Here is a 24,672-nt window from a genome sequence, read left to right as displayed (position 1 = left end):
AGGAGTAGTATGTTCCAGTCCTTTGAGGTGACCGCGCGGCCCGAGCAGGGGCCGCCGCGTCTGGCTGCGTTGCGCGCTGAGCTGGTGCGCGAAGGGTTGGACGGGTTTCTGATCCCACGGTCGGATGCGCACCAGGGCGAGTATGTGGCCCCGCGGGATGAGCGTCTGGCCTGGTTGACCGGGTTTACGGGATCGGCCGGGTTCTGTGCTGCGCTGACCGACATGGCTGGTGTGTTCATCGACGGGCGGTATCGCACGCAGGTCAAGGCGCAGGTCGCGGATGTGTTCACGCCGGTGCCGTGGCCTGACGTGAGTCTGAGTGCATGGTTGAAAGAGCAGTTGCCCGGTGGAGGCAAGGTCGGTTTCGACCCATGGCTGCACGCGGCAGGACAAATCTCGGCCGCGCTTGACGAGCTTGAGGGCACAGGCGTCGAACTGGTGCGCTGCGACAATCTGGTGGACCGGATCTGGGCAGACCAGCCTGAACCGCCGATGCAGGCCGTCAAGGCGCATCCGATCGAGTTTGCGGGTGAAACCGCTGACAGCAAGATTGCCAGACTGGCCGCAGACCTGCGGCAGGCCGGGCGAAAGGCCGCAGTAATCACATTGCCGGATTCGATCATGTGGCTGCTGAACATCCGGGGATCGGATATCGCTTACAACCCCGTGGCCCACGGGTTTGCGATCCTGCATGACGACGGCAGGGTCGATCTGTTCATGTCTGCGGCAAAACTGTTGGACGTGCAGGATCATCTGGACCCGAAGGTAACGGTGCGCAACCCTGCGGAGTTTCTGGATGCGGTGGCAGCGCTGGACGGTGCGGTACAGGTGGATCTGAGCACGGTGCCGCAGATCGTGGCAGACGCTTTGGGCGATGCCATGGTGGATGGCGGCGACCCCTGTGCCCTGCCCAAGGCCTGCAAGAACCCGGCCGAAATCGCGGGCAGCGCCGAGGCGCATTTGCGCGATGCGGTGGCGGTGGTCGAAACTCTGTGCTGGCTGGACACGCAGCCCCCCGGTAGCCTGTCCGAGACGCAGGTGGTCACGCGGCTGGAAGAAAACCGCCGCAGGGACAATGTGTTGCAGGATATCTCGTTCGATACCATTGCCGGGACAGGCCCGAACGGCGCGATCATGCATTACCGCGTGACGGACGAGACCGACAGCCGGTTGCAGGATGGTCATCTGCTGGTGCTGGACAGTGGCGGGCAATATCTGGATGGCACCACCGATATCACGCGGACGCTTGCCATCGGCTCTGTCGGGGCGGAGGAAAAGACCTGCTTCACCCGCGTGCTGAAGGGCATGATTGCCATGTCGATGCTGCGCTGGCCCGCAGGGCTGGCCGGGCGCGACATCGAATGCGTGGCCCGCACGCCGCTATGGGCGGCGGGGCAGGACTTCAACCATGGTGTCGGACACGGCGTCGGGGCCTATCTGAGCGTGCATGAGGGGCCGCAACGCCTGTCGAAGGTCAGCCATGTCCCGCTGCAACCCGGCATGATCTTGTCGAATGAGCCGGGATATTACCGCGAGGGCGCTTTTGGCATCCGCATAGAAAACCTAGTGGTTGTAGAAGAAGCCCCGGCCCTGCCCGGTGGCGATGCGGAACGCGCGATGCTGTGCTGGCGCACCCTGACATTTGTGCCAATTGACCGCAGGCTGATCATGGTGGATATGTTGACGCCTGACGAACGCGGCTGGCTGAACGCCTATCATCGCGACGTCGCGGAAAAAATCCGCCCAAGGCTGGGACATGACGCGCAACTGTGGTTGGATGCCGCAACTGCGCCGATCTGACACCCGCCTGTTACATAGAACGGGCAGAGGAGAGGCCCCAATACGTCGACGGAAGGAATAGAAATGACTGAGATCACGATCCAAAAAGCACCGGGCAAATGGACTGTCCGTTCGGGCGGTGCGATTCTGGGCGAAACGAGCAACGCGCTGGAACTGCACGAAGGCGACAAAGCTCCGGTGATTTACTTTCCGCGCGGCGATGTTGCGATGGCGTTTCTGGATCAGACCGACAAGGTGACGCATTGCGCCGGCAAGGGCGACGCGACGCATTTTTCCATCGTCAACAAATCCTCGGTGACCGAAAACGCGGTCTGGAGCTATGAAGACCCGATTTCCACCGTGGCCGAGATCAAGGGATACCTGGCGTTTTATCCGGTGGACTCGGTGAAGGTGGAGCAGATTTAGAGGCGCCGGACAGGGTTTCAGCGGAGGTTTCCGGAACGCTTGTCCCGGTCGCGGGAGCCTTACGAATGTTCCTCGGCCGCGGTGGCTGCAAGGGCCCGGTTGTAAGCCTTGAGCGCGTCGACATGGTAGAGCGCGCCAACCGGTGTCTCGGACCCGTCCTGTTCCAGAACGATAACCGGAATGCAGGGAATGTCGTCGCGGTCGAAATAGGGCATCGCGGCCTCAAGCGTGGCGCTGGCCTGAATGCACAGGCCCTGTTCGATCAGGGCTTGCGCCTCGTCCGCAGTGATCGACCGTTGATCCCCGAGCGGACGCATTACCGCCCCGGCACGGAGCATTGCCAGCAGATAGGCCTGCGGCCCGGCGGCCAGATGGACATCGCGGCGTTCCAGCTGGGTCAGGAAGAACGACCTGTCCACCAGGCGTGAGGCCAGCGCCGTGGACATGGACACACTGACCATAACAGCAAGGCCGATCTGCCAGTCGCCGGTCAGTTCAAACACGATCAGAGTGGTCGAGATCGGGGCACCCAGCACCGCCGCGGCCACCGCGCCCATTCCGGCAAAGGCATAAAGTGTATGCGTGCCGGACACATCCGGCAGCAGCCCAGTGGCGATCAGTCCGAACGCCAGCCCGGTCAGCGCGCCGATCATCAGGGACGGTGAAAACACCCCACCCCCCATGCGCCCGCCCATGGTGATCGCCACGGCGATAGTCTTGGTCACCGCAAACAGGATCGCGGTCGTCAGAACCAGATCACCGGTCAGGGCGCGGATCGTGGTCTGGTACCCGACACCGATGATATGCGGGAACCAGATCGCCATCAGCCCCAGCATCGCGCCGGACACGGCCGGGCGCAGCCAGCCCGGAATGGACAGGCGGTTCTGGATATGGCTGCCGATATCTTCAGCAAAGAAGATCGATCGCATCAGCAGCAGCGCGACAAAGCCGCAGATCAGGCCGAGGATCAGGAAGGCGGGAAGTTCGACATAGAATTGCAGCGATCCGGGCGTTTCCAGCGTGAACTCGGTAACGTCGCCATATTCGAGGCGGTTGATCACCGTTCCGGCGACCGAGGCGATGACGATCGGGGCAAAGGCATGCACGGCGAAGTGGCGCAGCACGACCTCGAGCGCGAACAGGGCCCCGGCGATGGGGGCGTTGAAGCTGGCTGATACGGCGGCGGCGACAGCACAGCCCAGCAAGTCGCGGCCCGTGATCCCGTCGGCATGGATACGGTTGCTGACCCAGGTGGAAATCACCCCGGCCATATGCACCACGGGGCCTTCGCGGCCCGTTGACCCCCCGGAACTGAGCGTGATCAGCGAGGCAAAGAACGAGGCGATGCCGGCCTTGACCTCGACCCGCCCGTCGGTGATGGCGGACCCTTCGATCACATCAGCGACGGACCTGACGCGCCCGTCATTGGTGAACCGGTTCAGGATCAGGCCCACGACCAGCCCACCGATGATCGGGATGATCAGGATCATGAACCACGGCAGTTTCTCGGCATGGCTGTGCAGCAGCAGAACGTCGTCGGTGTCATAGAGATAGGCCTGCAACGCGCGGATGGCTTTGCGGAACCCAAGCGCCATGAAACCGGCAGCGATACCGATGACCAGTGCGATGAACCAGAACTGGATCTGGCTTGGCCCCCGGCGCAGCATCACCCGCCACGCATCCTTGATCGCGGCCAGAGCCTGATTGAGCTGGTTGCGCAGAACGGTGCGGGTCGACTGGGTCATTGGCCCTCGGGGATCATCACGTAACCCTTAGTAAGCCACGGAGCACCCTAATAAAAGTGAGATAGCGACAGTGTGAGGCCAATTCGTGCCACGGGCGCATCAGGCCTGCAGCAGGGCCCGGGCGGCGGCGCGCGCCTCGTCCGTGATGGTGTCGCCTGCCACCATGCGCGCAATCTCGTCCACCCGGTCGGGCTGGGCCAGAGGGATGACGGTGGACAGGGTTTGCCCGTCCGTGACCTGTTTCTGCACCCGCCAGTGATGCGCCGCACGCGCGGCGACCTGCGGAGAATGGGTGACAACCAGCACCTGCCCGCCCTGCGCCAATGACGCGAGCCTGCGACCGACCGCATCTGCAGTGGCCCCGCCAACGCCGCGATCAATCTCGTCAAAGATCATCGTGCGGGCGCTGTCATCGCCCGACAGGCACACTTTGAGCGCCAGCAGGAAGCGGCTGAGTTCACCCCCCGAGGCGATCTTGTTCAGCGGCCCCGCAGGCGCGCCCGGGTTGGTGGCCACGGTAAAGGCCACCGCGTCGGTCCCTTCGGGGCCGGGTTCAGCCGGGGTGAGTTCGGTCCGGAACACCGCGCGTTCCATTTTGAGCGGAGCCAGTTCCGCCATGACGGCAGAGTCCAGCCGCCCGGCAGCCGCCGTGCGGGCCGCGCTTAGGTCGGCGGCGGCATTGTCATAAGCCTTTCGTGCCGCGTCCACGGCGGCACGCCTGTCCGCCAGGTCGGCATCGCCTGCTTCCAACTGGTTGAGGCGGGTGCGCAGAGTGTCGGCAAACGCGCCCAGGTCATCCGGGGCCACGTCATGTTTGCGGGCCAGTGCGCGGATGGCAAACAGGCGTTCTTCGGCCTGTTCCAGTTCCGACGGGTTGAAGTCCAGCGCCTGAAGGCAGGCGTTCACGCCATCCTGCGCCTCGCCCAGTTCAATCATGGCGCGGCCCAACGCGGCAATCGGTTCGTCCAACTGACCGCCCGCGTTGCCGGACACGCCTTCCAGCCAGCGGATAGCGTCGGACATCGCCCCTTCGGCACCGTCCCCGGTCAGCATGGCATAGGCGCGGGCGACATCATCGCGGATACGCTCGGCCCCCTGCATCATGCGGCGGCGGGCATCAAGTTCGGCATCCTCACCGGGCTGAGGATCAAGCTGATCCAGCTCGGAAACCGCGTGGCGCAGGAAATCTTCCTCACTTCGGACGGCGGCCAGCGCGGCCTCGGTCTCGGTCAGAGCCTTGCGGGCGCGTGACATAACGGTCCAGGCCGCACGAACGGATGTCAGCCGGTCCGAGACCCCGGCGAAATCGTCCAGCATGGCCCGGTGGCCGCGCGGGTTCAGCAACCCGCGGTCATCGTGCTGGCCGTGCAGTTCGATCAGGGTTTCCGACAGTGCGCGCAGCACATCGCCCGAGCAGCGACGGTCATTGACCCAAGCGGTCTTGCGCCCTTCGGCGGTGTTGACCCGGCGCAGGATCAGCTCATCCCCGCCTGGCAGGCCCGCTTCGGACAGTATCGCATGTGCGGGATGATCGGCGGAAAGCTCGAACTCGGCCACAACCTCGCCCTGTGCCGCACCTTGCCGTACCAGTTCCGCACGCCCGCGCCAGCCCAAAACAAAGCCCAGCGAATCCAGAAGGATCGACTTGCCCGCGCCGGTTTCACCGGTCAACGCATTCAGGCCCGGCTGAAAACTGAGTTCCAGCCGGTCGATGATCAGCATGTCGCGGATATCAAGGGCGCGCAGCATCGGGTCTTCAGCGTCCCAAGCCTAATGCCATGGCGATTACAACCACTCACCCTTGATGGTCTGACGATAGATCGTGCTGAGCCAGTTGTTGCCACGGCTCTTGAGCTGAAGCCCGCGTGAGGTCAGCAGCTTGTACGCATCGTCATACCATTCCGAGGATTGGTAGTTGTAGCCAAGGATGGCACCTGCGGTTTGCGCCTCATCCAGCAGGCCGAGGGAAAGATAAGCCTCGACCAGACGATAAAGCGCTTCGGCGGTGTGGGACGTGGTCTGGAAATCCTCGACCACGACGCGGAAGCGGTTGATGGCCGCGGCAAAGTGATCCTGACGCAGGTAATAGCGCCCGATCTCCATCTCTTTGCCGGCCAGATGGTCAAAGGCCAGATCGAATTTCAACACTGCCGAGGTGGCATATTCGCTGTCGGGATAAACCTCGATCACGGTGCGCAGCGATTGCAGCGCCTGAAAGGTCAGCCCCTGATCGCGCCCGACCTCGTCAATCTGGTCGTAATAGCTGAGCGCCAGCAGATACTGGGCATAGGCCGCGTCTTCGTCCGTTGGATAGAAGTCGATATACCGCTGGGCCGCGGCCCGGCTTTCTTCGTAGTTCTTGTCGGAGTGGAACGAGAACGCCTGCATGATCAGCGCACGCTTGGCCCAGTCTGAATAGGGATACAGACGCTCAACCTCGGAGAAATACCAAGCCGCGTCATCCGAGCGATTCTGCGACAGTTCGTATTCGCCACGGGTGTAGATCTGTTCCGGTGTGAACCCTTCCAGATTCTGTTCCCGGTCCGCGCCCTTGTTGCCGAAAAGGCCGCCCCCGTTACCGCATGCCGTCAAAACTGCTGCCAGAAGAACCGCGCCTGCGAATCTGACTGCCGCTTTGCTGCCAACCATACCGCCCATCCTTGTCGTCTTACTTAATGGGGTTCGCCCCGAATTGAGCCATGGTCTAGCACAGAATATTCCGGTGCAAAACGCCTTATGCAACATCTGGCGCAAATGTCGTCAGAGTTGATCTGATCAGGCGACTTCGGGAATTTCGTTTACGATCAAGCCCTGCCCGGGCAGGCGTGCGGCCTGTTCCGGCGTGCACAGAACCGGGCGCACCGCGCCGGGCGTTTCAAACAGATTGCGCAGCAATGTGTTGGTCAGCGAATGACCCGACTTGTCGCCCGTGAAACGGCCCAGAATCGGCCCGCCTGCCAGATAGAGGTCACCCAGAGCATCCAGCATCTTGTGGCGCACGGCTTCGTCGACGCGGCGGAACCCGCCGGGCGTCAGAACCTCGCTGCCCTGCACGACCACGGCGTTATCCAGAGTACCGCCCAGGGCCAGCCCGTGTTCGCGCATGGCTTCAACATCAATGCGGCGGCAGAAGGTGCGGCAATCGCTGAGTTCGCGCGCGAACGACCCGTTGCGCATATCCAGCGTCTTGGTCTGGCTGCCGATTGCGCTGTCTTTGAAATCGATGTGGAAATCGATGATCAGCCCATCCGCAGGTGCGATGCTTGCGCTGGCCCCTTCACGCGATGCGGTGACGGTCTTCAGCACCTCATAGGCCAGCACCGGGCTGGCCTGACGGCGCACGCCTCGGGCCATGATGCCGCGTACGAAATCGATCGAAGACCCGTCCATGATCGGAACTTCGGGGCCGTCGATTTCAATCAGTGCGTTGTGAACGCCGCACCCGGCCAAAGCTGCCATGATATGTTCGATGGTGGATACCGACACCCCGGCATCATTCACCAGACGGGTGCAAAGCGGGGTCCGTTCGACCACGTGATAGATCGCCGGGATCATCGCATCGCCCAGATGGATATCCGTCCGTTTGAACCAGATGCCATGACCAGCTGCTGCCGGTTTCAGGATCATGGTCGCAGGCTTGCCGCTGTGCAGCCCGACGCCTTTAAACGTGACCGGAGATTTGAGCGTATGTTGCAAAATGGGCCTCGGCGAGTGGTGTCCAGCCTGCTGGGGCTGTGTTGGACACTCAGTTAAGGAAGCCCGCGTCAAGGCTCAACTCACTCTTTGTAACCGAATGAAACATGTATGTAACAGATCGGCAAAACCCTGCTTACCCGTTCGTAAGCCACTGTTTTAAAAAGAATTAGGGCCGCCAAATGGCGACCCCTTGAGTGGATTTTGTTACCGCGATCAGTTGGCCTGACGGCGCAGGAAGGCTGGAATTTCGATACGATCCTGATCCGGGTCGGCCTCATCGTGAATCGGTGCCGTGGCCTCGGACTGGCGCAGAACGGGCTGCTGACGCGGCGGATGGGCCGGTGTATCAGAGGCGTGCCCGGTCATCCGGTCGATCAGCCGATTGAAGCCAAACCGCGAGCGTTCTTCGGGTTCGTGATGCGAAACCGCCGCTTGCGGGCGGGGCGTTGCGGCGCGCTGAGCTGCAGAGGGAACCTTCTGAACCGCTGCCTGCAAACGCTGGAGCGCTTCGGGCGACGGGGTGCCTGCGACAGGCGCGCGCGGGGCAACAAAAGCCTCGGGCGCCGGTTCTATTTGCTCGGGCTGCGGCTCGAATTCGGCGACGCGCGGCTGATAGGCCGGTGGCGGCAGATCGTCCTCATCCCGTTCATCAAACGGCTGGAACTTCGGCTGGGCGGGCTCTTCCGCGGCTTCAAACAACGAAGGTTCGCGGTCCTCTTCCATCTGCGGCGCGGGCTCTGCCATTTCGGCGGCTGCGGGCGCTTCTTCGCGACCGTATTCTTCGGCCGAAACGGTGCGGGTCAGCGGCTCGGACATCGAGCGGCGCGCGACCGGAATATCAGCCGTTTTTTCGGTGGCGTCGATGCCGGTCGCAACAACCGACACGCGCATGCCGCCTTCCATCGCGGTATCCAGCGTCGAGCCGACGATGATGTTCGCCTCGGGGTCCACTTCCTCGCGGATGCGGTTGGCGGCTTCGTCCAGCTCGAACAGGGTCAGGTCGTGCGAACCGGTGATGTTGATCAGTACACCCTTGGCGCCCTTGAGGCTGATTTCGTCCAGCAGCGGGTTGGCGATGGCTTTTTCCGCCGCCTGAATGGCGCGGTCTTCGCCAGTTGCCTCACCGGTGCCCATCATGGCTTTGCCCATCTCGTCCATCACGGCGCGTACATCCGCAAAGTCGAGGTTGATCAGGCCCGGACGCACCATCAGGTCGGTTACGCCTTTGACCCCCTGATACAGGACATCGTCGGCCATCGAGAACGCCTCGGTAAAGGTAGTCTTTTCATTGGCGAGGCGGAACAGGTTCTGGTTCGGAATGATGATCAGCGTGTCGACGACCCTTTGCAGTGCCTCAACACCGTCCTCGGCCTGACGCATCCGCTTGGCACCTTCGAACTGGAAGGGCTTGGTTACGACACCCACGGTCAGCACACCCAGCTCACGCGCGGCCTGCGCGATGATCGGAGCGGCGCCGGTGCCGGTGCCGCCGCCCATACCCGCGGTGATAAAGCACATATGCGCGCCTGCCAGATGGTCGACGATCTGTTCGATGCTTTCTTCGGCAGCAGCGGCACCCACGGCCGGGCGGGCCCCTGCCCCCAAACCTTCGGTGACCTTCACACCCAGTTGCACCCGCGCCGAGGACTGGCTTTGCTGCAGCGCCTGCGCATCGGTGTTGGCGACGACAAAATCGACGCCGTCCAGCTGTTTTTCAATCATGTTGTTGACAGCGTTACCGCCCGCACCGCCAACGCCAAATACTGTAATCCGAGGCTTCAGTTCGTCTTGCCCGGGCATCGAAAGATTCAATGTCATGCTCTGTCCGCCTGTATTTATGTTCCGCCAAAGCGGTATTTTTCTTACCTATCCTTGCTCGATTCTAGCGGGCTGATGCGAAAAGGTCACGTCAAAAATCGCGATTCACCACAAAATATGGAGGAAATAAGGCAGAAACCGGCGGCATTTCGCAGGTACTGCCAGATATAGCGGAAACAGCGGCGACCATCACAAGGCAGACGACCACGGCGCGAGGACTCAGCCGTTCGTCACGCTTTGGTCGACCATCATTTACACTGCGGAAAACTGCTCAGGTCCTGCCGCGAGGCCTCTGCCGGGCCTTGTGGATATCTTGAGGGATAAATCGGCGCGCCGCAACCGGATTTTTCAACTGAGCGGCGCACTTGGACAGTTCAGGCTGGTTTCGGTGATGCTGCGCACCTCCTGGATTTCGCTTTCTGCAAACGAGGCCAGACGCACCATCAGACGGCCTTCGTGCAGGAAGGGCCACCAGCAGACGGGAATACCATCCGGATCATTGTCATAGAGAAAGCAGATCTGACCGTTTGGCGTGGTGATCTGCCCATAGACACAGCCCTGCCCTTCTTGCCGCCAGACCGAAGCGTGACGGTTCAGAAATTGCTCGGTCCCGACGAAATAGCCGCTGCGAATCTCATGGAACGTGAGCGTTTTGCCGACGGCGGCATCCAGAAATGCCTCGGGCGTGATGATGGTCTGGGCCGAAACCCATCCCGGCAACAGGGCCGCACACAGCGCGGCCCGTTGCAGGTGTCTACCAATTGTCACGGAACCACCGGACGGCCCGCTTGAACGGGCGCGCGGCATATGTGTCGACCGGGATTTCGAAATCCCACCATTCGTCCTGCGGGTGCGCCGCAAACAGGCTAAGCCCCACTGAGGACGAGAACGCCGGTCCTGTCGCCGATTGCGGCAGGCCATGCACCCGCAGCGGGCGGCCCAGACGCACGCGTTGACCAAGGATGCGGGTCGCCAGACCGTCCAGCCCCATGATCTGACTGCCGCCACCGGTCAGAACGATCTGCTGGCTTGGCATGTGTTCAAACCCGGCCGCATCCAGACGCACGCGGACCTCTTCTAGAATTTCCTCGACGCGCGGACGCATGATGCCGATCAGTTCGGCCCGACTGACTGTGCGGCGGTCGTGTTCCCAGTCACCGGTATCGCCGCCGATATCGATCATGTCGCGGTCATCAGCGCCGGTCGCATGAACGCCGCCATTGAACGTCTTGATCCGCTCCGCAACTGCTGCGGGCACACCCAACCCCATCGAGATATCGGCGGTCACGTGATCGCCGCCCATACGCACGCAATCGGCATAGATCATGTGTTTCTTCATGAAGATCGAAACGCTGGTGGTACCGCCGCCCATGTCGATACAGGCCGCGCCGAGTTCCTGCTCATCTTCGACCAGCGCGGAAATTCCTGAGACATAGGCCGAGTTCGCAATCCCGGCGAGTTCCAGATCGCAGCGTTTGATACAGCGCACGATGTTCTGGATCGCCATCGCATCGACGGTCAGCATGTGCATATCGACCGCAAGACTTTGGCCCATCTGCCCGCGCGGGTCGATCAGGCCCGAGCGGTTGTCGAGCGCAAAATTGACTGGCTGTGCGTGCAGCACTTCACGCCCGTCGCCGTAATCCGGCACGTCGCAGGCATTCAGAACACGGCCCACTTCGGCCTCGGTCACCAGCTGGCCATCCAGATCGACCTGCGCGTCCAGCCCGTAAGAGCGCGGGTTGGCCCCCGAGAAACAGGCGATGACGTGATCAACACGGATATCGGCCATCTTCTGTGCGGCCTGAAGCGCGGTGCGGATGGCGCGTTCGGTTTCCTGCATGGCGGTGACTTCGCCAAACTGTACGCCGCGCGAACGTGTCGTTGCGGCCCCTATAACCCGAAACCCAGTCTGCCCCGCCATTGAGCCGATGGTGTTATCTTCACTCAGCCGGCCCGATCCGTCAAAACGCAGAACGAGGCAGGCAATCTTGGAACTGCCCACATCCAGAATCGCGATCACACCGCGTTGCAATGCCTGGCGCCGCATTTGACGCATGGCGCGTTGGGACTGATAAAGATCGGTCATCATGCTCGTTACTGCCCGTTACTCAGTGTCACTTTTGTATTCCACCAGTCTTCGCTGGCGGCTTTGGTCATTCGGATGGTGGGACGCTGGCCAAGGCGCATGTCGACCACGGCCACGTCGCGTTCCAGAAGGTCCTGCACCTCGTTCACCGCAAGCACGCGTTCCAGCGCGCGCACCGGGCGCTCGGTCGGCAGCATGATGCGCTGGCCACGGTCCAGGACCAGATCCCAGCGCCGTTCACCCACGCGCACCAGCCCGCGCACACGATTGCCCAGGCTGCGGGCGGTCTGAAAGATCTCGAGCGCCTGTGCCACATGTGCATCCGCGCCCGCGCCCGCGATCAGCGGCAGGTCGGCATGGTCCTTGCGAGAGGTGGTTTCCTTGACATGCGCGCCGGTCTCGTCGAGCAGTTCGAGCCCGTCATGCGTCCGCCAGACAATCACGGGCTGACGCTCGACCACGTTGACCTGAAGGATGCCGCCCGGACGGATACGTACGGTTGCCGATTTCACCGGATCAAGCCCGGTGATCGTGTCGCGCATCTGTTCGACATCCAGATCCCAGGAACTGATCGGGAAATCCAGAGGCACGACCTCGCGGATATCATCGGACAGGCTGGTGCCTGCCCCGTCGATGGCCATCAGGTTGACCATGAACTCGGGGCGTTCCTGAATCGAGGTGCGAATATCGGCAATATAGGTACCAAGCGCTTCGCGCCGTTCCTGAGAGGCAAAATAGACGCCAACTGCCGCGGCAATGGCGCAGATCGGCAGGCCAAGCTTGACGCCCAGACGGATGCCCGGTGTCAGCATCCAGCGCTGAAGACGATAGCTGAGGCGCGACGGGGCCGGATCGCTGCGGCGTGCGGTGCGGGAAAACACCCGCGCCCCGCGCAGACGCAGAATGGGCTGGGTGTCATGCGGTTCCGTATCTGCCGAGGCAAAATCGGCATCCGGCCCGGCAAGGGGCTTGGTGCGATGGATTTCCAGAGAGCGGCTGGCGATTAACGGTTGCATGAGGCGTCCTTAACCATCCAGGCGCAGAGCTGACCAAATGTCATGCCCATATGCGCGGCCTGTTCCGGGGCCAGCGAGGTGGGTGTCATGCCCGGCTGGGTATTGGTTTCCAGCAGAAACAGCCCATCAGCACCCGCGCTGTCATCCCAGCGAAAATCGGTGCGGCTGACACCCTTGCAGCCCAAAGCATCATGCGCGCGCAAGGCATAATCCATGCAGCGATCAAAGATATCCTGCGGGATATCGGCGGGGACCACGTGCCATGATCCGCCGGGTTTGTACTTGGCGTCATAATCGTACCAGCCGCCATCGGTCATGATCTCGGTCACAGTCAGGGCGCGGTCGCCCATGACGGTCACGGTCAGCTCGCGCCCGGCCACGTATTTCTCGACCATGATCTGGTCGGGCATGTCTTCGGACAGCTGCGGCGGGCCGTTGGCGTTTTCGTGAACGATGTAGATGCCGACACTGGACCCTTCGTTATTGGGCTTGGCCACATAGGGCGGTTCCATCACATGGGCGCGGGTCACTTCGGCCCGCGGGACGATCACACTGGGGACAACGGGCAGACCTTCGGCCTGATAGACGTCCTTGCTGCGTTGCTTGTCCATGGCAAGGGCCGAGGCCAGAATGCCCGAATGGGTATAGGGGATACGCATCCATTCCAGCATCCCCTGCACGCAGCCATCCTCGCCCCAGCGGCCATGCAGGGCGTTGAAAACCACATCCGGCTGAATATCCAACAGGCGCGCATAGAGGTCGGGACCTGCGTCCAGTTCGACCACTTCAAAGCCTTCTCCCACAAGGGCGGCCGCGCATTCGCGCCCAGAGCTGAGAGACACCTCGCGTTCCGCCGAGGGGCCGCCCATCAATACCGCCACTTTGGGGTTTGTCCTGCTCGACATACCCAATGTGCGCCTCAATGTCCCCGGACCTTATGTGGTGGCCCGTACTGCGTTTATGCCTTTGATCCGTCGCCTGAATTTGCCTGTTTTGGTCTGACGGTCGGGGCTTTATTCTTTTAGCGGATCACCGACCCGCATGATTTCCCACTCTAGCGTGATGCCGCTTGTTTCGTAAACCTTTTTTCGCACCTCTTCGCCCAGACCTTCGAGGTCGTCAGCGGTGGCGGTGCCGGTATTGATCAGGAAGTTCGAGTGTTTCGGGCTCATCTGCGCCCCGCCGCGTGCCGCACCGCGCATTCCCGCATCGTCGATCACTTTCCACGCCTTGAGGTCATGCACGTCATCGGCCTGCCCGGTCGAGGAAAACCCGGCCGGGTTGCGGAACGTCGATCCGGCGCTGCGGTCCTTGGTGGGCTGTGTTTCGTCACGCTTTTTCAGTTGCGCTTCCATTCGGGCATGAAGATCATCGGGATCGCCGGACGGGCCTTCGAACGTGGCCGAAATCAGAACGGCGCCTTCGGGCAAGTCGGACTGGCGATAGCGAAAGTTCAGATCCTCGGGCGTCAGGTCCCGCAGGTCGCCCTGCCGGGTGACAATGGTGGCCTTGCGCAGCACGTCCGCCGTGTAGCTGCCGTAACAGCCCGCATTCATCCGCACCGCGCCCCCGATCGAGCCGGGGATGGTGCGCAGAAAGGTCAGGTCCACACCCGCATCCGCGGCCTTGCGCGCAACATGCGCGTCCAGTGCGGCAGCGCCCGCGATGACCGTATTGCCCTCAACCGAGATGGCGTTGAACCCGCGCCCCAGCCGGATCACCACGGCCCGCAAGCCACCATCGCGCACGATGAGGTTCGAGCCGACCCCCATCGGGAAGACCGGCACACCATCCGGCAGATCGCACAGGAAGGCCTGCAAGTCTTCGATATCGGCAGGTTGAAACAGGTAATCCGCCGGCCCACCGACGCGGAGCCATGTGAGGTCAGACAGGTTACGCGCTTTGGACAGGCGGCCCCGGACGTCAGGAAGGACAGGGGGAAGCCGTGTCATGTAGTCGCGCGCACCGCCAGGCTGCGCCCACCGACCCCGCCCATGATTGCGGCGAAAAGGAAGGGGAGAACGCCGGCAGTCAACCAGACCAGCGGGCCGAACGCCTTGTCTTCTTCACCCGTTCCGACACCAGCCAGCACGACGATCAGCCCCAGACCAACCGCGGATGTCAGCCCGATCAGCCACAGAAGGCTACGCAGGCCAAGCCAGCGGCCCGCCGTAAACCCGGCAGCGGCACCCAGAACGAAGGAAACGAGCGGTAGATAGGCAAATGTGGCGATTGTCGCCATGACAGATCTCCTGAAGTTGGCCGGTTATTCTTTGGCCGCCTTCATGCCCTGCATTTTCGCCTTTGTCCAACGGGTCAGATAAATCACCGGCCAGCGCAGCACGGACATGCCCATTGCCAGCACCAGCAAACCGATCCAGGGGCCGTTTTCATAGGTGACATAGCCGACGATGGGAATGCCCACGATGATCAGGATATAGGCGCGCGTCCAGTGGTTGTCGGTACTGGGGATCAGCGCAAGGATGTTGGCGGCAAAGCCCCACAGGGCCGCCAGAGCGATAGACCATGTCATTCCGCGACCTCGTGCCCTGTCCATTTGCGCCAGTAATACCGGATGGGGTTGCGAAACATCGACACGAACCCGGCAAATGCCGCGACCGACCAGAACCAGCCATGGACATACCCAAGCCACACGACCAGCACTGGTGCGCAGATCAGCAGGACAAACCCCAGCGGGAATTGCAGCCGCATCGGCAACATTGCCACGATGGTGGCGCAGATCACCCAAAGCGCTGCAAAGATCATCGAATAGTCCATTCGCCCCTCCGAGGACACGCGACTGCTGCAGTCAGAGTATCACACTTTTAAGTTGTGCGACAAACAAATGACGCGTCAAACAGCTTGTTTTCTTTGCAATCTCTCGGGCAAGCCGTTGGCCCAGGCGCTGATCGTACCGGCCCCGAGGCAGACGACCATGTCGCCCGGACGGGCCTGTTCGCGCACGAGGCGTTCGAGATCGTCTTCATCCAGCAGCGCACGGGCGTGGCGGTGGCCGTGACGGATCAGGCCCTGCACCAGATCGTCGCGCGAGGCACCTTCGATCGGGTCTTCGCCAGCGGCAAAAACCTCGGCAATCGCCACAACATCGGCGTCGTTGAAGCAGGTGCAGAAATCATCAAACAGGTTGGACAGGCGCGAATAGCGGTGCGGCTGATGCACCGCAATCACGCGGCCTTCGGTCGCCTGACGGGCAGCCTTGAGAACAGCTGCGATTTCAACCGGGTGGTGGCCGTAATCGTCGATGATGGTGACACCGTCGATTTCTCCGACCTTTGTAAAGCGACGGTTGACGCCGCCGAAATTGGCCAGCGCATCGCGGATTTCCGCAGCTTTCATGCCCAGATGGCGGGCGACAGCCACAGCGGACAGCGCGTTTGAGACGTTGTGATCGCCGGGCATCGGCAGGGTGCAGCCTTCGATCATCTTGTCTTCGTATTGCAGGTGGATGTCGAAATGCGCCACGCCGCCCTTATAGGTCAGGTTCACAGCCCGCACATCTGCCTGCGCGTTGAACCCATAGGTGCGCACGCGGCGGTCGGTGATGCGGCCGACAAGGGCCTGAACCTCGGCATGATCGGTGCAGCAGACGGCCAGACCGTAGAATGGCAGGTTCGAGACGAATTCGTAAAAGCCGTCGCGCAGCCTGTCGAAATCACCCCAATGTTCCATATGCTCGGGGTCGATATTGGTGACAATGGCAATGGTTGCGGGCAGGCGGTTGAACGAGCCATCGCTCTCGTCGGCTTCGACCACCATCCATTCGCCCTGCCCCATCCGCGCGTTCGATCCATAGGCGTGGATGATGCCGCCATTGATCACGGTCGGATCGAAATCGCCGGCCACCATCAGTTCGGCCATCATGGTCGTCGTGGTGGTCTTGCCGTGTGTTCCGGCAATGGCAATGTTTGAGCGCAGACGCATGAGTTCGGCCAGCATGTCGGCGCGGCGGACAACCGGCAGCCCTCGGGCGCGGGCTTGGTCCAGTTCCGGGTTGCCCGGTTTGATCGCGGTCGAGACAACCACAACGGCGGCGTTTTCAAGGTTTTCGGCGCGCTGGCCGACGAAAATCTCGGCCCCCAAACTGGCCAGCCGGTTGGTGATCTTCGAGGCTTTCAAATCGGAGCCCTGTACCTGATACCCCAGGTTCAGCAGCACCTCGGCGATGCCCGACATGCCGATCCCGCCGATGCCCACAAAATGGATCGGCCCTACGTCCTGCGGCAGTTTGGTTGCTGGGTTCATGTGGTCTCCTTCTGCGCCAGCTGCTCGACCAGAGCGACCAGACGCTGGGTGGCATCGGGCGCCCCGACCGACAGGGCGCCATGGGCCATTTTCTGTGCGGCTTCGGGGTTCGTGAGAACCGTGGTGATTTGCTGTGTCAGCGTGGGAACGTCAAGCGCATTTTCCGGGATCATAATGGCCCCGCCGGCCTGCACCAGCCCGCGCGCGTTGGCGGTCTGATGATCCCCGGCGGCGGCGGCAAACGGGATCAGGATCGAAGGGCGACCGATGACCGAGATATCGGCCACGCTGGACGCGCCCGAGCGCGAGATCACCAGCTGCGCATCCGACATGCGGCGGGGAATGTCATCGAAGAAGGGCTGAACGTCGGCGCGGATACCATGATCTTGGTAGAATGCGCTGACCCGTTCGCCATCTTCATCCCGCGCCTGATGCGAGACACGGATATGCGCGCGAAGGTCTTGGGGCAGCGCGGCAATCGCTCCGGGCACCATATCGCTGAGGATGCGCGCACCCTGCGAGCCGCCCATCACCAGAACCGACATCGGATAGTCACCCGGCGGGATATACCCGGCGGCGGCGCGGTCCAGAACCGCGGCACGTACCGGGTTGCCAGTGTGGATGCCATGCGCGCCTTCAGGCAGATCCGTCGGCCAGACGCCGCAGGCCACCTGTGCAACGCGGGTTGCAAACAGCTGATTCACGCGGCCCAGTACCCCGTTCTGTTCATGGATCATCCGCGGAACTTTCAGCAGGGTCGCTGCGCCCAGCGCCGGGATCGAGGGATAACCGCCAAAGCCTACGACAACATCGGGTTTGTCGCGCATCATCTGGAAGACCATGCTGGTGACACCACCAGCGATAATCGGGCCAACCATCGCCTTGGCCGCCAGACCGCCACGGGCGAAGGTGGCCGAGGACGCCTCGACAATTTCAGTCGAATGGGGAAAGCCGCCGGTATAGCGCGCACCGCGCGGGTCGGTGGACAGGCGCACGCGCCAGCCCTTGTGCAGCATCGCCTCGGCCAGCGCCTGAGCGGGGAACATATGGCCCCCGGTGCCGCCAGCCGCAATCAACAGGTAAGGGTTCCCCATTATCCTCGTCCGCGCAGAATATCGCCTAGTTCGCCCTGTGGGCGGTTTCGGGTGAAGGCCAGCAGCATGCCGACGGCAATACCGCCTGCAATCAGCGACGAGCCGCCATAGCTGACGAACGGCAAAGTCATGCCTTTGGCGGGCAACAGACGTACCGCAACACCCATGTTGATCATCGCCTGAACGCCAAACATGCAGGCCAGACCAGTACCGGCCAGACGGATGAACATGTCGCGTTCGCGCATCAGCCGCAGCAGCGAGCGCACGACGATCAGCGCGTATAGCGCAATGATGATCATGACGAGGATCAGTCCGTATTCCTCGGCCGCGACGGCGATGATGAAATCGGTATGGGCATCGGGCAGCGACCATTTCACCTGCCCCTCCCCTACGCCGACGCCGAACAAGCCACCTTCGCGGATGGCGTTGGTGGCATAGCCAAGCTGGGTGGTCGGATCGACTTCCTGATTCAGAAAGCCGTCGATGCGGCGGGCAAAGTGTTCGGAATTCGAATAGGCCAACATCCCGCCCAAAACGACAACACCGGCCATGCCTAGCAACAGCAGCATCGGTGCCCCGGCCACGAAATACATGACGCCCCAGCCGAACAGGATCAGGCAGGCCTGACCGAAATCGGGTTGCATCACCAGCATGGCCACGATGGCCATGCAGAGCGCAAAGGACCACAACCGCCCCGGAGGGCCGTTGATTTCCTGCGAGGCGGCCAGCAGCCATGCAGCCACGACGACAAAGCCGGGTTTCAGAAACTCGGACGGTTGCAGCGAGGCAAAGCCCAGTGAATACCAGCGCACCGCGCCTTTGCCGAAATCCGTTCCAAACACCGGCAGGAAGACCAGAGCGACGAAGGCCCCCAGAAAACCCAGAACGGCCAGACGCCGCACCAAGGTTGGAGACATCATTGAGGTCAGCAGCATCGCGATCAGCGCCAATCCGCCAAAGAAGGCCTGGCGCTCGACATAATGGAAGGGATCGAACCCGTTACGACCGGCCAGCGGCGGCGAAGAGGCCAGCCCCAGCAACAGTCCGATGGTAAACAGGATCAGAACGCAGGACATCGTCCAGCGATCGATAGTACGCCACCATTTCGGTAGAATCGGTTCTCCGCGCTGGTCCTGGACCGCGCCATACACCATCTCAGTCATGAGATACCGCCACTCTCTGCCTCGTTAACGCCCCGTTTTCGGGATCTGGCTGAAAGTCTACATGCAATTTGGCGATCAGGCCAGCCTGTTCGCGGGCAAATCGGGATTTCCCGCCCAAGACCCGTGCCGCACACCCGGACCGCCGGTCAGCCGTGTTGCGACGGCCACCGGGCGGAAGGCGGCGGGCTGTCAGACTTTGGTCAGCAGCAGCGGCACATCCAGCAACCCCGCCACACCGAACAGTTCGGCCCTGGGGGGTGGCGTGTAACCGTTGATCGCGTCAACTTGCAGGGTTCCTGCGGCAGAAGACCAATACCAGTGGGTGTTGTCGAAACGCGTTGCAGATGTTTCGAGGTTCTTGAAGATGGCTTTGATCTGCACACCATTGAGAACATTGGGCGACTTTCGCTGCATCATCGCGATTGCCCCTGCAACGAGGGCCGAGGCCCCCGAAGTCCCGCCAAATTCAGTATAAAGCCCGGCAGGATCATCCACAGCCTTTTTTCGGGTTTCGACAGCCGCGGCAAGGCTGCCTTCGACATAGCCCCGCGGGCCCGGCACATCCAACGTCACCAACCGTTGAGATGCGAAATCGACAATCGGGATCGCGTCACCACTGCCGTCGCGTTTCAGGTGATGTTTCGGGTTTTCCAGATGGAAGTCAGTGGCCGAGGCTGCATCACGGTCCAGACGAATTTGATAGCGGTTGTATATCTCACCGTCATCCGAGGGGGCGGAAACGGTCAGATCTGCAGAGTAGTTCGAATACCCGGACCGGGTGCCATTATAGTTGACGGCCCCCACCGAGATGATCCCGTTGGCTGGATCACCGGACAGGCTGGCAGGATAAATCAACTCGCTTCGACCGTCGTTGCCAGCGGCACAGACCACCGGGATTTTCGTGCTGACCCATTTGATGATCTTGTCCAGCGCCGACCATGCCATCGAGATGTCGCGCGCGTCGCCGTCGGGTTCGTCGCGCCTCGTCTCGTGCAGGCGGGTCTTTTCGTGCGAGTCCAGACCCGGATAGAACGGCTCGGTGCCAGTGGCAGGGCGAAATCTATATCCCGGCCAATGAGCAGGGTTCGCGGCATCGCGCGGAAACAGGATGACATGCGCGCCTTTGTGGAGGGCATAAAGAAACGCCGCAATCAATTCTTCCGGGCTGGGCGAGATCGACGTCGTGATCGGAATAATCCTGCTTTTGGGATCGACCCCGTAATACGCCGCGATATTGCCGGTATTGCCGAATTGATCGGCTGCAAAGCTGGTTCCGCAGGCCAGCCCGGCACAGCTGGTGCCGTGCCCGGCATAGCGATCGTCATAGGCATCGATGTAACGTTTGACGCCAAAACCCGACCTCAGCCCGGCAATCACCCGCCGTTCCTGAGAGGTCAGGCCCGGAATGCCCAAGGGGTCCTGAATGCCCGACAGATGTTGCACCTGTTCTTCGATATGCTCGGCCCCTGCCGCAACAGTCGACCGGTCGATGTATTTGACGCCGAACGGGTGGCTGGCCAGATCAAGGGCGTCGTCCCGAATGACCCTGTCCGCCGGAACCGGTCCGGTGTCCGGCGATTTCAGGTTCGGGTGATGCGGGGCCACGCCCATGTCGATCAGGGCGATTTTCGCCTCGGCCAGAGCGGGACCTGTGAAATCCCAGGTCGCGGTATCGATTTCCGGGCAGGTCTCTCCGTCGGCTGGTAGGGGCGCCTTGACGGTCAAGGCTTTGATCGCGACCAGATGCCAGAGATAGTAATAGCGTGCGTAGTCTTCGTTTCCTGCGGTCATTTCGTCACCTCGCGTTGATCCTTAGCCCAGCCATTCGTCTTGTGCTTCGTCCATCAGTTCGTCCAGAACCTCGGTCAGGTAAGCCACGGTTTTTCTGGCCAGACTTCGCCCGGCGGCTGTGTCGCTTGGATAATGCAAACCGGCCCATTCGCGGTTTTCAGCAATCCGCTGGGCGCGGTGGAACAAAGCGACAGTGCCCGGATGTTCGGGGATCAGACGCGAGAACAGTTCGGCAATCGCGAAGGATTGGTAGGAGTGGTTCGAGGGGTAAGCCGCATGATAAGGCACCGGAAGAAAGGGCCGGATCAGCGGCTGGATAATATTGGGTCTGGGCCGGCTGAAGCGGTTCTTGTAGGTCAGGCCGATTTCATTCGTCAGTTCCAGCAGGATCGTCATCAGCGCGCGGGTCGCATCAAAGCCGCCCTTCTCGTCAATGCCCAGCGGACTGAGATATTCATCGATGCCAAAGCCTGCCTGCGCCACGATTTCCTCGCGCCGTGTTGCCTGATTTGACCACTTGAGCCGCCCTTGCAGGATCAGCAGGTATTCAGTTTCCTTCATGCTTTCGTCAGGCCCCGGTGGCGGCAGAAGATCGATATTTTCCCAAACCTTGCCCAGCAATCCGGATGCGGGCAGCATACCGATCCGGCACAGATCGCGCATCTCGCGCCAGCCGAAGGAGGCATCGCTGCCGCCGACGTCAAAATCGCTGCGGTTTCTGTTACGATTGCGATTTCTGTTTCGGTTCCGGTTTCTGTTCCGATTGCGGTTTCTATTGCGGTTTCGGTTCAGTGCGAATGCCGAAGATGCGCTCATCGCGACAGACGCCGCGCCGAGGGCAGAGCGTTTCCCGATCTCTTCGTCTTTCGCACCTTTTACGCGGCTGTCGGATCTGAAGGGATCAATGAAGTCTTCGTTCTGCATGAACTCGGTAAGCTCGCGCAGTTTTTCAATATCCAGCAACTCGGGATCCAGATCATGAATGGCATTGAGGTAATCGATGAAGCTTTCCCTCTGCGCGTCGTAAATGAAATTGTCCAACGCCTTTCGATTGTCCCCCGGTGAGGCACCGAGACCACCGGTTCCGGCAAGGTTCATCAGTTTCACCACTTTGCACGAGATCAGCTCACCACGTCGGACCATCATTCCGAAACCGTTGAGCGTGGACACGTAAGACATAAGTAAACCCCCTACTTTTACCCCTACTTCAAGCGTGTTGCGGCAACCCGATCCTGGACAGGCCGCTTTCCATCAGTTGCGCGCTGAACCGTGTTGGCACCGGGAACCGGTCCTGCTGGATGCAGGCCAGCGACATGTCCGGTTCCAGGCTGGTCAGCCGCTGCAAGGCGAACTCGCCTCGCTGCCGGTCACCTGCGTGCCCGTAAGCCGCAGCCAGATAGCGCATGACGGTTTTGAACTGCGGCTGAACCTCCATCACGGATTCTCCGAACCTGATGGATTTCTCGAACTCGCCATTGACCAGCGCGGCGACGCAACCGGCCCCGTCGAACAGGTGCCGGTATGGGCTGTGCCGCCCGATAAGCCTTGCCTTCTGTGCGGCTTCAACCGCCAGCGCCGGACGATCCGTGTAGCAATAAAGCATGGCGGCTGAATCCCAGCTCATCGCCCGATAAGGGCTGAGCTCGAGCGCGCGGTCGACCAGATCCTGCGCCACCGAAAACTCTCGGAACACGTAGGAATGCACGTGGGCGACAAGGCCCAAAACGGTGCCGTTATCCGGGTCAGCCTCGACCGCGCGGCGGGCCAGATCGCGCGCCTGCGCTTCCAGTGTGGCATCCCAGGTTCCGTACCGTTCGCCGACCTTGAAGGTCGTGACATAAGCCAGCCACGCAAGGTAGACCGGCTTGGGATCAAGCTCGTAAGCTGCAAGAATGTCCGCCTCGAGCTGGTCCAGCCCCGGCCCGGTCATGGTCAACAGGTGATGCACGGCGGCAACGGCGGTTTTCGCCGCGTGATGGGCGGCCGGGTCGCGCATGTGACGCCCGTTCAGCAAGGCCGTCAGCAAGGCGTCGGTGGCATAACTGATGAACGACGTCAGCCCAGAGCAGTTTTGACCCAGAAAGTCACCTTGATCGGCCACTACATTCTGGCTCCAGATCACTTTCCTGTCTTCCGACCGCATTGCTGTGGCGGACACTTGCAACATGCTGCCACAGGTCGAGGCGCGGCATTGCAGGAACAGGTCAGGCCCTGCCGACAAAGGTTCCTGCGGGAACGCAATCTGCGGCACCCGGTAATCATGAACCTCAAGCGCTTCGGTTTCGGTAAGGGATTTGGACAGCTGTTCCGCAACGATGTTGGACACGAATGCCGCGGTTTCGGAACCGCCCCCTACATCCGGAGACAACAGACCGATCACGAAATTCGGGCGCGGTAAGGTGAACGACAGCTGTTCTGACCGGAAAGCCGTTGGGTTGGCGGGAACAGGAACCGGCTGTTCTTTTCCGTCCTTCTCATAGGGGACGTCGATTGTCGCGCGTGCAACTTTAAACAGCTCGAGCGAGGCACCGATATTCTTGAGATTGGGCCGCCCGATCGAGTTGAACAGGAAATCCTGCCGCCCGCGCAGCGCATTGCGCACAACGCTTGAGACCAGAACCTCGCCGGATGACCCGACGCTTTCGATGCGCGCTGCCGTGTTCACGGCGTCACCGATGATCTGCTGGTCAACCTCGAACGTGTCGCCCAGATGTATCCCAATTCGATACCCTTTGGCGTACCGGTCGGGGGCATGGGTCAGGACATCCTGCACCCCCAGCGCAGTTTCGACGGCGGCACGCGCACTTGGAAAGACGGCGCATAGCCCGTCACCGGTCAGGCCGGTCACCCGGCCCCGAAAGCTGTTAACCAGATCGCTGACGCAGTTCAGATCGCGGCGGATTCTGGCCAGCGTTTCAAGCTCGGCCTCGCGAACGGCGGCAGAGTAATCACATGCATCAAGGAACAGGATCGCCCTGAGCCGCGCCTTGGGAAGGTCGCTTGGATTGTTCAAATTCAGATTAATACCCATGATCGTGTCTCGGAACTCTTTAACTTGTTGAAATGTGCCACCCCGAAAACAGGCGGGCTGGCACGCATCAGAGGCGTGTTGCGATTGCAAATGCAGCCGACGGGTGTGAATGGCGCTGCATTGCGCGGGACGGGCCACGGGCCTGAATGGAAATCACGAGGCATTAATCGGCCCGCTGATGAGATTTGGTTTCTAAAATGCGTTAAGTTCAAAATAATAAGGGTTATTGTATTGTTTTAGTGAACTTCCGTCGACATATTTTTATTTTTGCACGTATTTTTCGGTGCAATTTGGCCAATTTACCCGGCATCTGTGGCGCTTGGTGCTTGGCGGGCAAGACGGGCTGATGCGGCAAGACTTCCCGTTAGGAGTGCGCGAGGGCTGACCCCGGTCAAGTCCTTGGCATTGGACCTTCCTGTTGCCGCTGAACCGGGCGGACAGTACGACGCAACAGCGGCTGACAGGTACCGGAAATCGATTCTCCAAAAAGTATCCGAACGTTGCCCGGCCCTCACCGTTTCTGCCGGTCAAGCCAGTCACCACCCTGTTTGGTGGCCCACATGTGGCGGGATCAGGTGCCTCGCACAACCTGAACGGTGCCGCATTTTGACCGGACCCGAACGTGGTTTTCTGCGATCTGCGCCCTTCCAGCCCAGCCCCGAAACACCCGCGCAAAATCCCGACAACCAGCCCAAATCGGACCCCACGCAAGGGTGTCACCGCGCGCAAGCCCCGAATTTCCGGGAATCATTCACCTGACA

At 61.3% G+C, this 24,672-nt stretch carries 21 protein-coding genes; 2 read left to right on the top strand and 19 right to left on the bottom strand.

What is annotated here, in order from left to right; all coding sequences use genetic code 11:
• Positions 1-9: 9 nt before the first annotated feature.
• The gene (locus tag ACR3FC_RS14510; protein ID WP_480475977.1) at positions 10-1,800 is read left to right on the top strand and encodes an aminopeptidase P family protein; all 1,791 of its coding nucleotides are present in this window, start codon (positions 10-12) and stop codon (positions 1,798-1,800) included.
• Positions 1,801-1,863: 63 nt separating this feature from the next.
• Positions 1,864-2,205, top strand: a complete 342-nt coding sequence (locus ACR3FC_RS14505; protein ID WP_480475975.1) for a DUF427 domain-containing protein — start codon at positions 1,864-1,866, stop codon at positions 2,203-2,205.
• Positions 2,206-2,264: 59 nt separating this feature from the next.
• Here ACR3FC_RS14505 and ACR3FC_RS14500 read toward each other — a convergent pair whose 3' ends face one another.
• The 19 genes from ACR3FC_RS14500 to ACR3FC_RS14410 form a co-directional block, all read right to left on the bottom strand.
• Complete coding sequence (locus ACR3FC_RS14500) at positions 2,265-3,950, bottom strand: chloride channel protein (RefSeq protein WP_480475973.1); 1,686 nt, start codon at positions 3,948-3,950, stop codon at positions 2,265-2,267.
• Positions 3,951-4,049: 99 nt separating this feature from the next.
• On the bottom strand, positions 4,050-5,699 hold the full coding sequence (gene recN / locus ACR3FC_RS14495) for a DNA repair protein RecN (protein WP_480475971.1): 1,650 nt from the start codon (positions 5,697-5,699) through the stop codon (positions 4,050-4,052).
• Positions 5,700-5,735: 36 nt separating this feature from the next.
• Entirely contained in the window at positions 5,736-6,599 is an 864-nt protein-coding gene (locus ACR3FC_RS14490) for an outer membrane protein assembly factor BamD (RefSeq protein ID WP_480475969.1), read from the bottom strand.
• Positions 6,600-6,725: 126 nt separating this feature from the next.
• Positions 6,726-7,646 carry a UDP-3-O-acyl-N-acetylglucosamine deacetylase gene (gene lpxC, locus ACR3FC_RS14485; RefSeq protein WP_480475967.1) on the bottom strand — a complete coding sequence of 307 codons (921 nt, stop codon included), beginning with the start codon at positions 7,644-7,646 and terminating at the stop codon, positions 6,726-6,728.
• A 213-nt stretch (positions 7,647-7,859) separates the two neighbouring features.
• Positions 7,860-9,464, bottom strand: coding sequence for a cell division protein FtsZ (gene ftsZ / locus ACR3FC_RS14480; protein WP_480475965.1), 1,605 nt, complete (start codon positions 9,462-9,464; stop codon positions 7,860-7,862).
• A gap of 348 nt (positions 9,465-9,812) precedes the next feature.
• Positions 9,813-10,232, bottom strand: a complete 420-nt coding sequence (locus tag ACR3FC_RS14475; RefSeq protein ID WP_480475963.1) for a hypothetical protein — start codon at positions 10,230-10,232, stop codon at positions 9,813-9,815.
• Positions 10,219-11,553 (bottom strand): cell division protein FtsA, encoded by a 1,335-nt coding sequence (gene ftsA / locus ACR3FC_RS14470; protein ID WP_480475961.1) that lies wholly within the window; start codon positions 11,551-11,553, stop codon positions 10,219-10,221. Before ftsA ends, ACR3FC_RS14475 begins: the two co-directional genes overlap by 14 nt.
• A gap of 8 nt (positions 11,554-11,561) precedes the next feature.
• Positions 11,562-12,569, bottom strand: a complete 1,008-nt coding sequence (locus ACR3FC_RS14465; protein ID WP_480475959.1) for a cell division protein FtsQ/DivIB — start codon at positions 12,567-12,569, stop codon at positions 11,562-11,564.
• Positions 12,557-13,480 (bottom strand): D-alanine--D-alanine ligase, encoded by a 924-nt coding sequence (locus tag ACR3FC_RS14460; RefSeq protein ID WP_480476930.1) that lies wholly within the window; start codon positions 13,478-13,480, stop codon positions 12,557-12,559. Before ACR3FC_RS14460 ends, ACR3FC_RS14465 begins: the two co-directional genes overlap by 13 nt.
• 102 nt (positions 13,481-13,582) lie before the next feature.
• Positions 13,583-14,521, bottom strand: coding sequence for a UDP-N-acetylmuramate dehydrogenase (gene murB / locus ACR3FC_RS14455; RefSeq protein ID WP_480475957.1), 939 nt, complete (start codon positions 14,519-14,521; stop codon positions 13,583-13,585).
• Positions 14,518-14,811: a hypothetical protein gene (locus ACR3FC_RS14450; protein ID WP_209504519.1), complete on the bottom strand. Its 294-nt coding sequence runs from the start codon at positions 14,809-14,811 to the stop codon at positions 14,518-14,520. The genes murB and ACR3FC_RS14450 overlap by 4 nt, the downstream gene beginning before the upstream one ends.
• Positions 14,812-14,835: 24 nt before the next feature.
• Positions 14,836-15,102: a DUF2484 family protein gene (locus ACR3FC_RS14445; RefSeq protein ID WP_480475955.1), complete on the bottom strand. Its 267-nt coding sequence runs from the start codon at positions 15,100-15,102 to the stop codon at positions 14,836-14,838.
• Positions 15,099-15,347 (bottom strand): DUF2484 family protein, encoded by a 249-nt coding sequence (locus ACR3FC_RS14440; protein WP_480475953.1) that lies wholly within the window; start codon positions 15,345-15,347, stop codon positions 15,099-15,101. The genes ACR3FC_RS14445 and ACR3FC_RS14440 overlap by 4 nt, the downstream gene beginning before the upstream one ends.
• Before the next feature lie 75 nt (positions 15,348-15,422).
• Positions 15,423-16,832: a UDP-N-acetylmuramate--L-alanine ligase gene (gene murC, locus ACR3FC_RS14435; RefSeq protein ID WP_480475951.1), complete on the bottom strand. Its 1,410-nt coding sequence runs from the start codon at positions 16,830-16,832 to the stop codon at positions 15,423-15,425.
• Complete coding sequence (locus ACR3FC_RS14430) at positions 16,829-17,926, bottom strand: UDP-N-acetylglucosamine--N-acetylmuramyl-(pentapeptide) pyrophosphoryl-undecaprenol N-acetylglucosamine transferase (RefSeq protein WP_480475949.1); 1,098 nt, start codon at positions 17,924-17,926, stop codon at positions 16,829-16,831. The genes murC and ACR3FC_RS14430 overlap by 4 nt, the downstream gene beginning before the upstream one ends.
• Complete coding sequence (ftsW, locus tag ACR3FC_RS14425; RefSeq protein WP_480475947.1) at positions 17,926-19,089, bottom strand: putative lipid II flippase FtsW; 1,164 nt, start codon at positions 19,087-19,089, stop codon at positions 17,926-17,928. Before ftsW ends, ACR3FC_RS14430 begins: the two co-directional genes overlap by 1 nt.
• A 189-nt stretch (positions 19,090-19,278) precedes the next feature.
• Positions 19,279-20,880: a S8 family serine peptidase gene (locus tag ACR3FC_RS14420; RefSeq protein WP_480475945.1), complete on the bottom strand. Its 1,602-nt coding sequence runs from the start codon at positions 20,878-20,880 to the stop codon at positions 19,279-19,281.
• 21 nt (positions 20,881-20,901) lie between these two features.
• Positions 20,902-22,059 carry a phosphatase PAP2 family protein gene (locus ACR3FC_RS14415; protein ID WP_480475943.1) on the bottom strand — a complete coding sequence of 386 codons (1,158 nt, stop codon included), beginning with the start codon at positions 22,057-22,059 and terminating at the stop codon, positions 20,902-20,904.
• A gap of 28 nt (positions 22,060-22,087) precedes the next feature.
• Complete coding sequence (locus tag ACR3FC_RS14410; RefSeq protein ID WP_480475941.1) at positions 22,088-23,911, bottom strand: adenylate/guanylate cyclase domain-containing protein; 1,824 nt, start codon at positions 23,909-23,911, stop codon at positions 22,088-22,090.
• Positions 23,912-24,672 lie beyond the last annotated feature (761 nt).

This window comes from Ruegeria sp. AF3 (assembly GCF_056536285.1).
Note: the sequence above shows the minus strand (reverse complement) of the source record. Positions and strands in the feature narration are given on the sequence as shown.

Bases quoted from the DNA above. Each gene is read 5' to 3' on its own strand.
- murB (WP_480475957.1), bottom strand. From the start codon at position 14,521: ATGACACGGCTTCCCCCTGTCCTTCCTGACGTCCGGGGCCGCCTGTCC.
- ACR3FC_RS14510 (WP_480475977.1), top strand. From the start codon at position 10: ATGTTCCAGTCCTTTGAGGTGACCGCGCGGCCCGAGCAGGGGCCGCCG.
- ACR3FC_RS14420 (WP_480475945.1), bottom strand. From the start codon at position 20,880: ATGACCGCAGGAAACGAAGACTACGCACGCTATTACTATCTCTGGCAT.
- ftsW (WP_480475947.1), bottom strand. From the start codon at position 19,089: ATGACTGAGATGGTGTATGGCGCGGTCCAGGACCAGCGCGGAGAACCG.
- murC (WP_480475951.1), bottom strand. From the start codon at position 16,832: ATGAACCCAGCAACCAAACTGCCGCAGGACGTAGGGCCGATCCATTTT.
- recN (WP_480475971.1), bottom strand. From the start codon at position 5,699: ATGCTGCGCGCCCTTGATATCCGCGACATGCTGATCATCGACCGGCTG.
- ACR3FC_RS14410 (WP_480475941.1), bottom strand. From the start codon at position 23,911: ATGGGTATTAATCTGAATTTGAACAATCCAAGCGACCTTCCCAAGGCG.
- ACR3FC_RS14490 (WP_480475969.1), bottom strand. From the start codon at position 6,599: ATGGTTGGCAGCAAAGCGGCAGTCAGATTCGCAGGCGCGGTTCTTCTG.
- ACR3FC_RS14445 (WP_480475955.1), bottom strand. From the start codon at position 15,102: ATGACATGGTCTATCGCTCTGGCGGCCCTGTGGGGCTTTGCCGCCAAC.
- ACR3FC_RS14465 (WP_480475959.1), bottom strand. From the start codon at position 12,569: ATGCAACCGTTAATCGCCAGCCGCTCTCTGGAAATCCATCGCACCAAG.
- ftsA (WP_480475961.1), bottom strand. From the start codon at position 11,553: ATGACCGATCTTTATCAGTCCCAACGCGCCATGCGTCAAATGCGGCGC.
- ACR3FC_RS14505 (WP_480475975.1), top strand. From the start codon at position 1,864: ATGACTGAGATCACGATCCAAAAAGCACCGGGCAAATGGACTGTCCGT.
- ACR3FC_RS14500 (WP_480475973.1), bottom strand. From the start codon at position 3,950: ATGACCCAGTCGACCCGCACCGTTCTGCGCAACCAGCTCAATCAGGCT.
- ACR3FC_RS14415 (WP_480475943.1), bottom strand. From the start codon at position 22,059: ATGTCTTACGTGTCCACGCTCAACGGTTTCGGAATGATGGTCCGACGT.
- ACR3FC_RS14430 (WP_480475949.1), bottom strand. From the start codon at position 17,926: ATGGGGAACCCTTACCTGTTGATTGCGGCTGGCGGCACCGGGGGCCAT.
- ACR3FC_RS14440 (WP_480475953.1), bottom strand. From the start codon at position 15,347: ATGGACTATTCGATGATCTTTGCAGCGCTTTGGGTGATCTGCGCCACC.
- ftsZ (WP_480475965.1), bottom strand. From the start codon at position 9,464: ATGACATTGAATCTTTCGATGCCCGGGCAAGACGAACTGAAGCCTCGG.
- ACR3FC_RS14450 (WP_209504519.1), bottom strand. From the start codon at position 14,811: ATGGCGACAATCGCCACATTTGCCTATCTACCGCTCGTTTCCTTCGTT.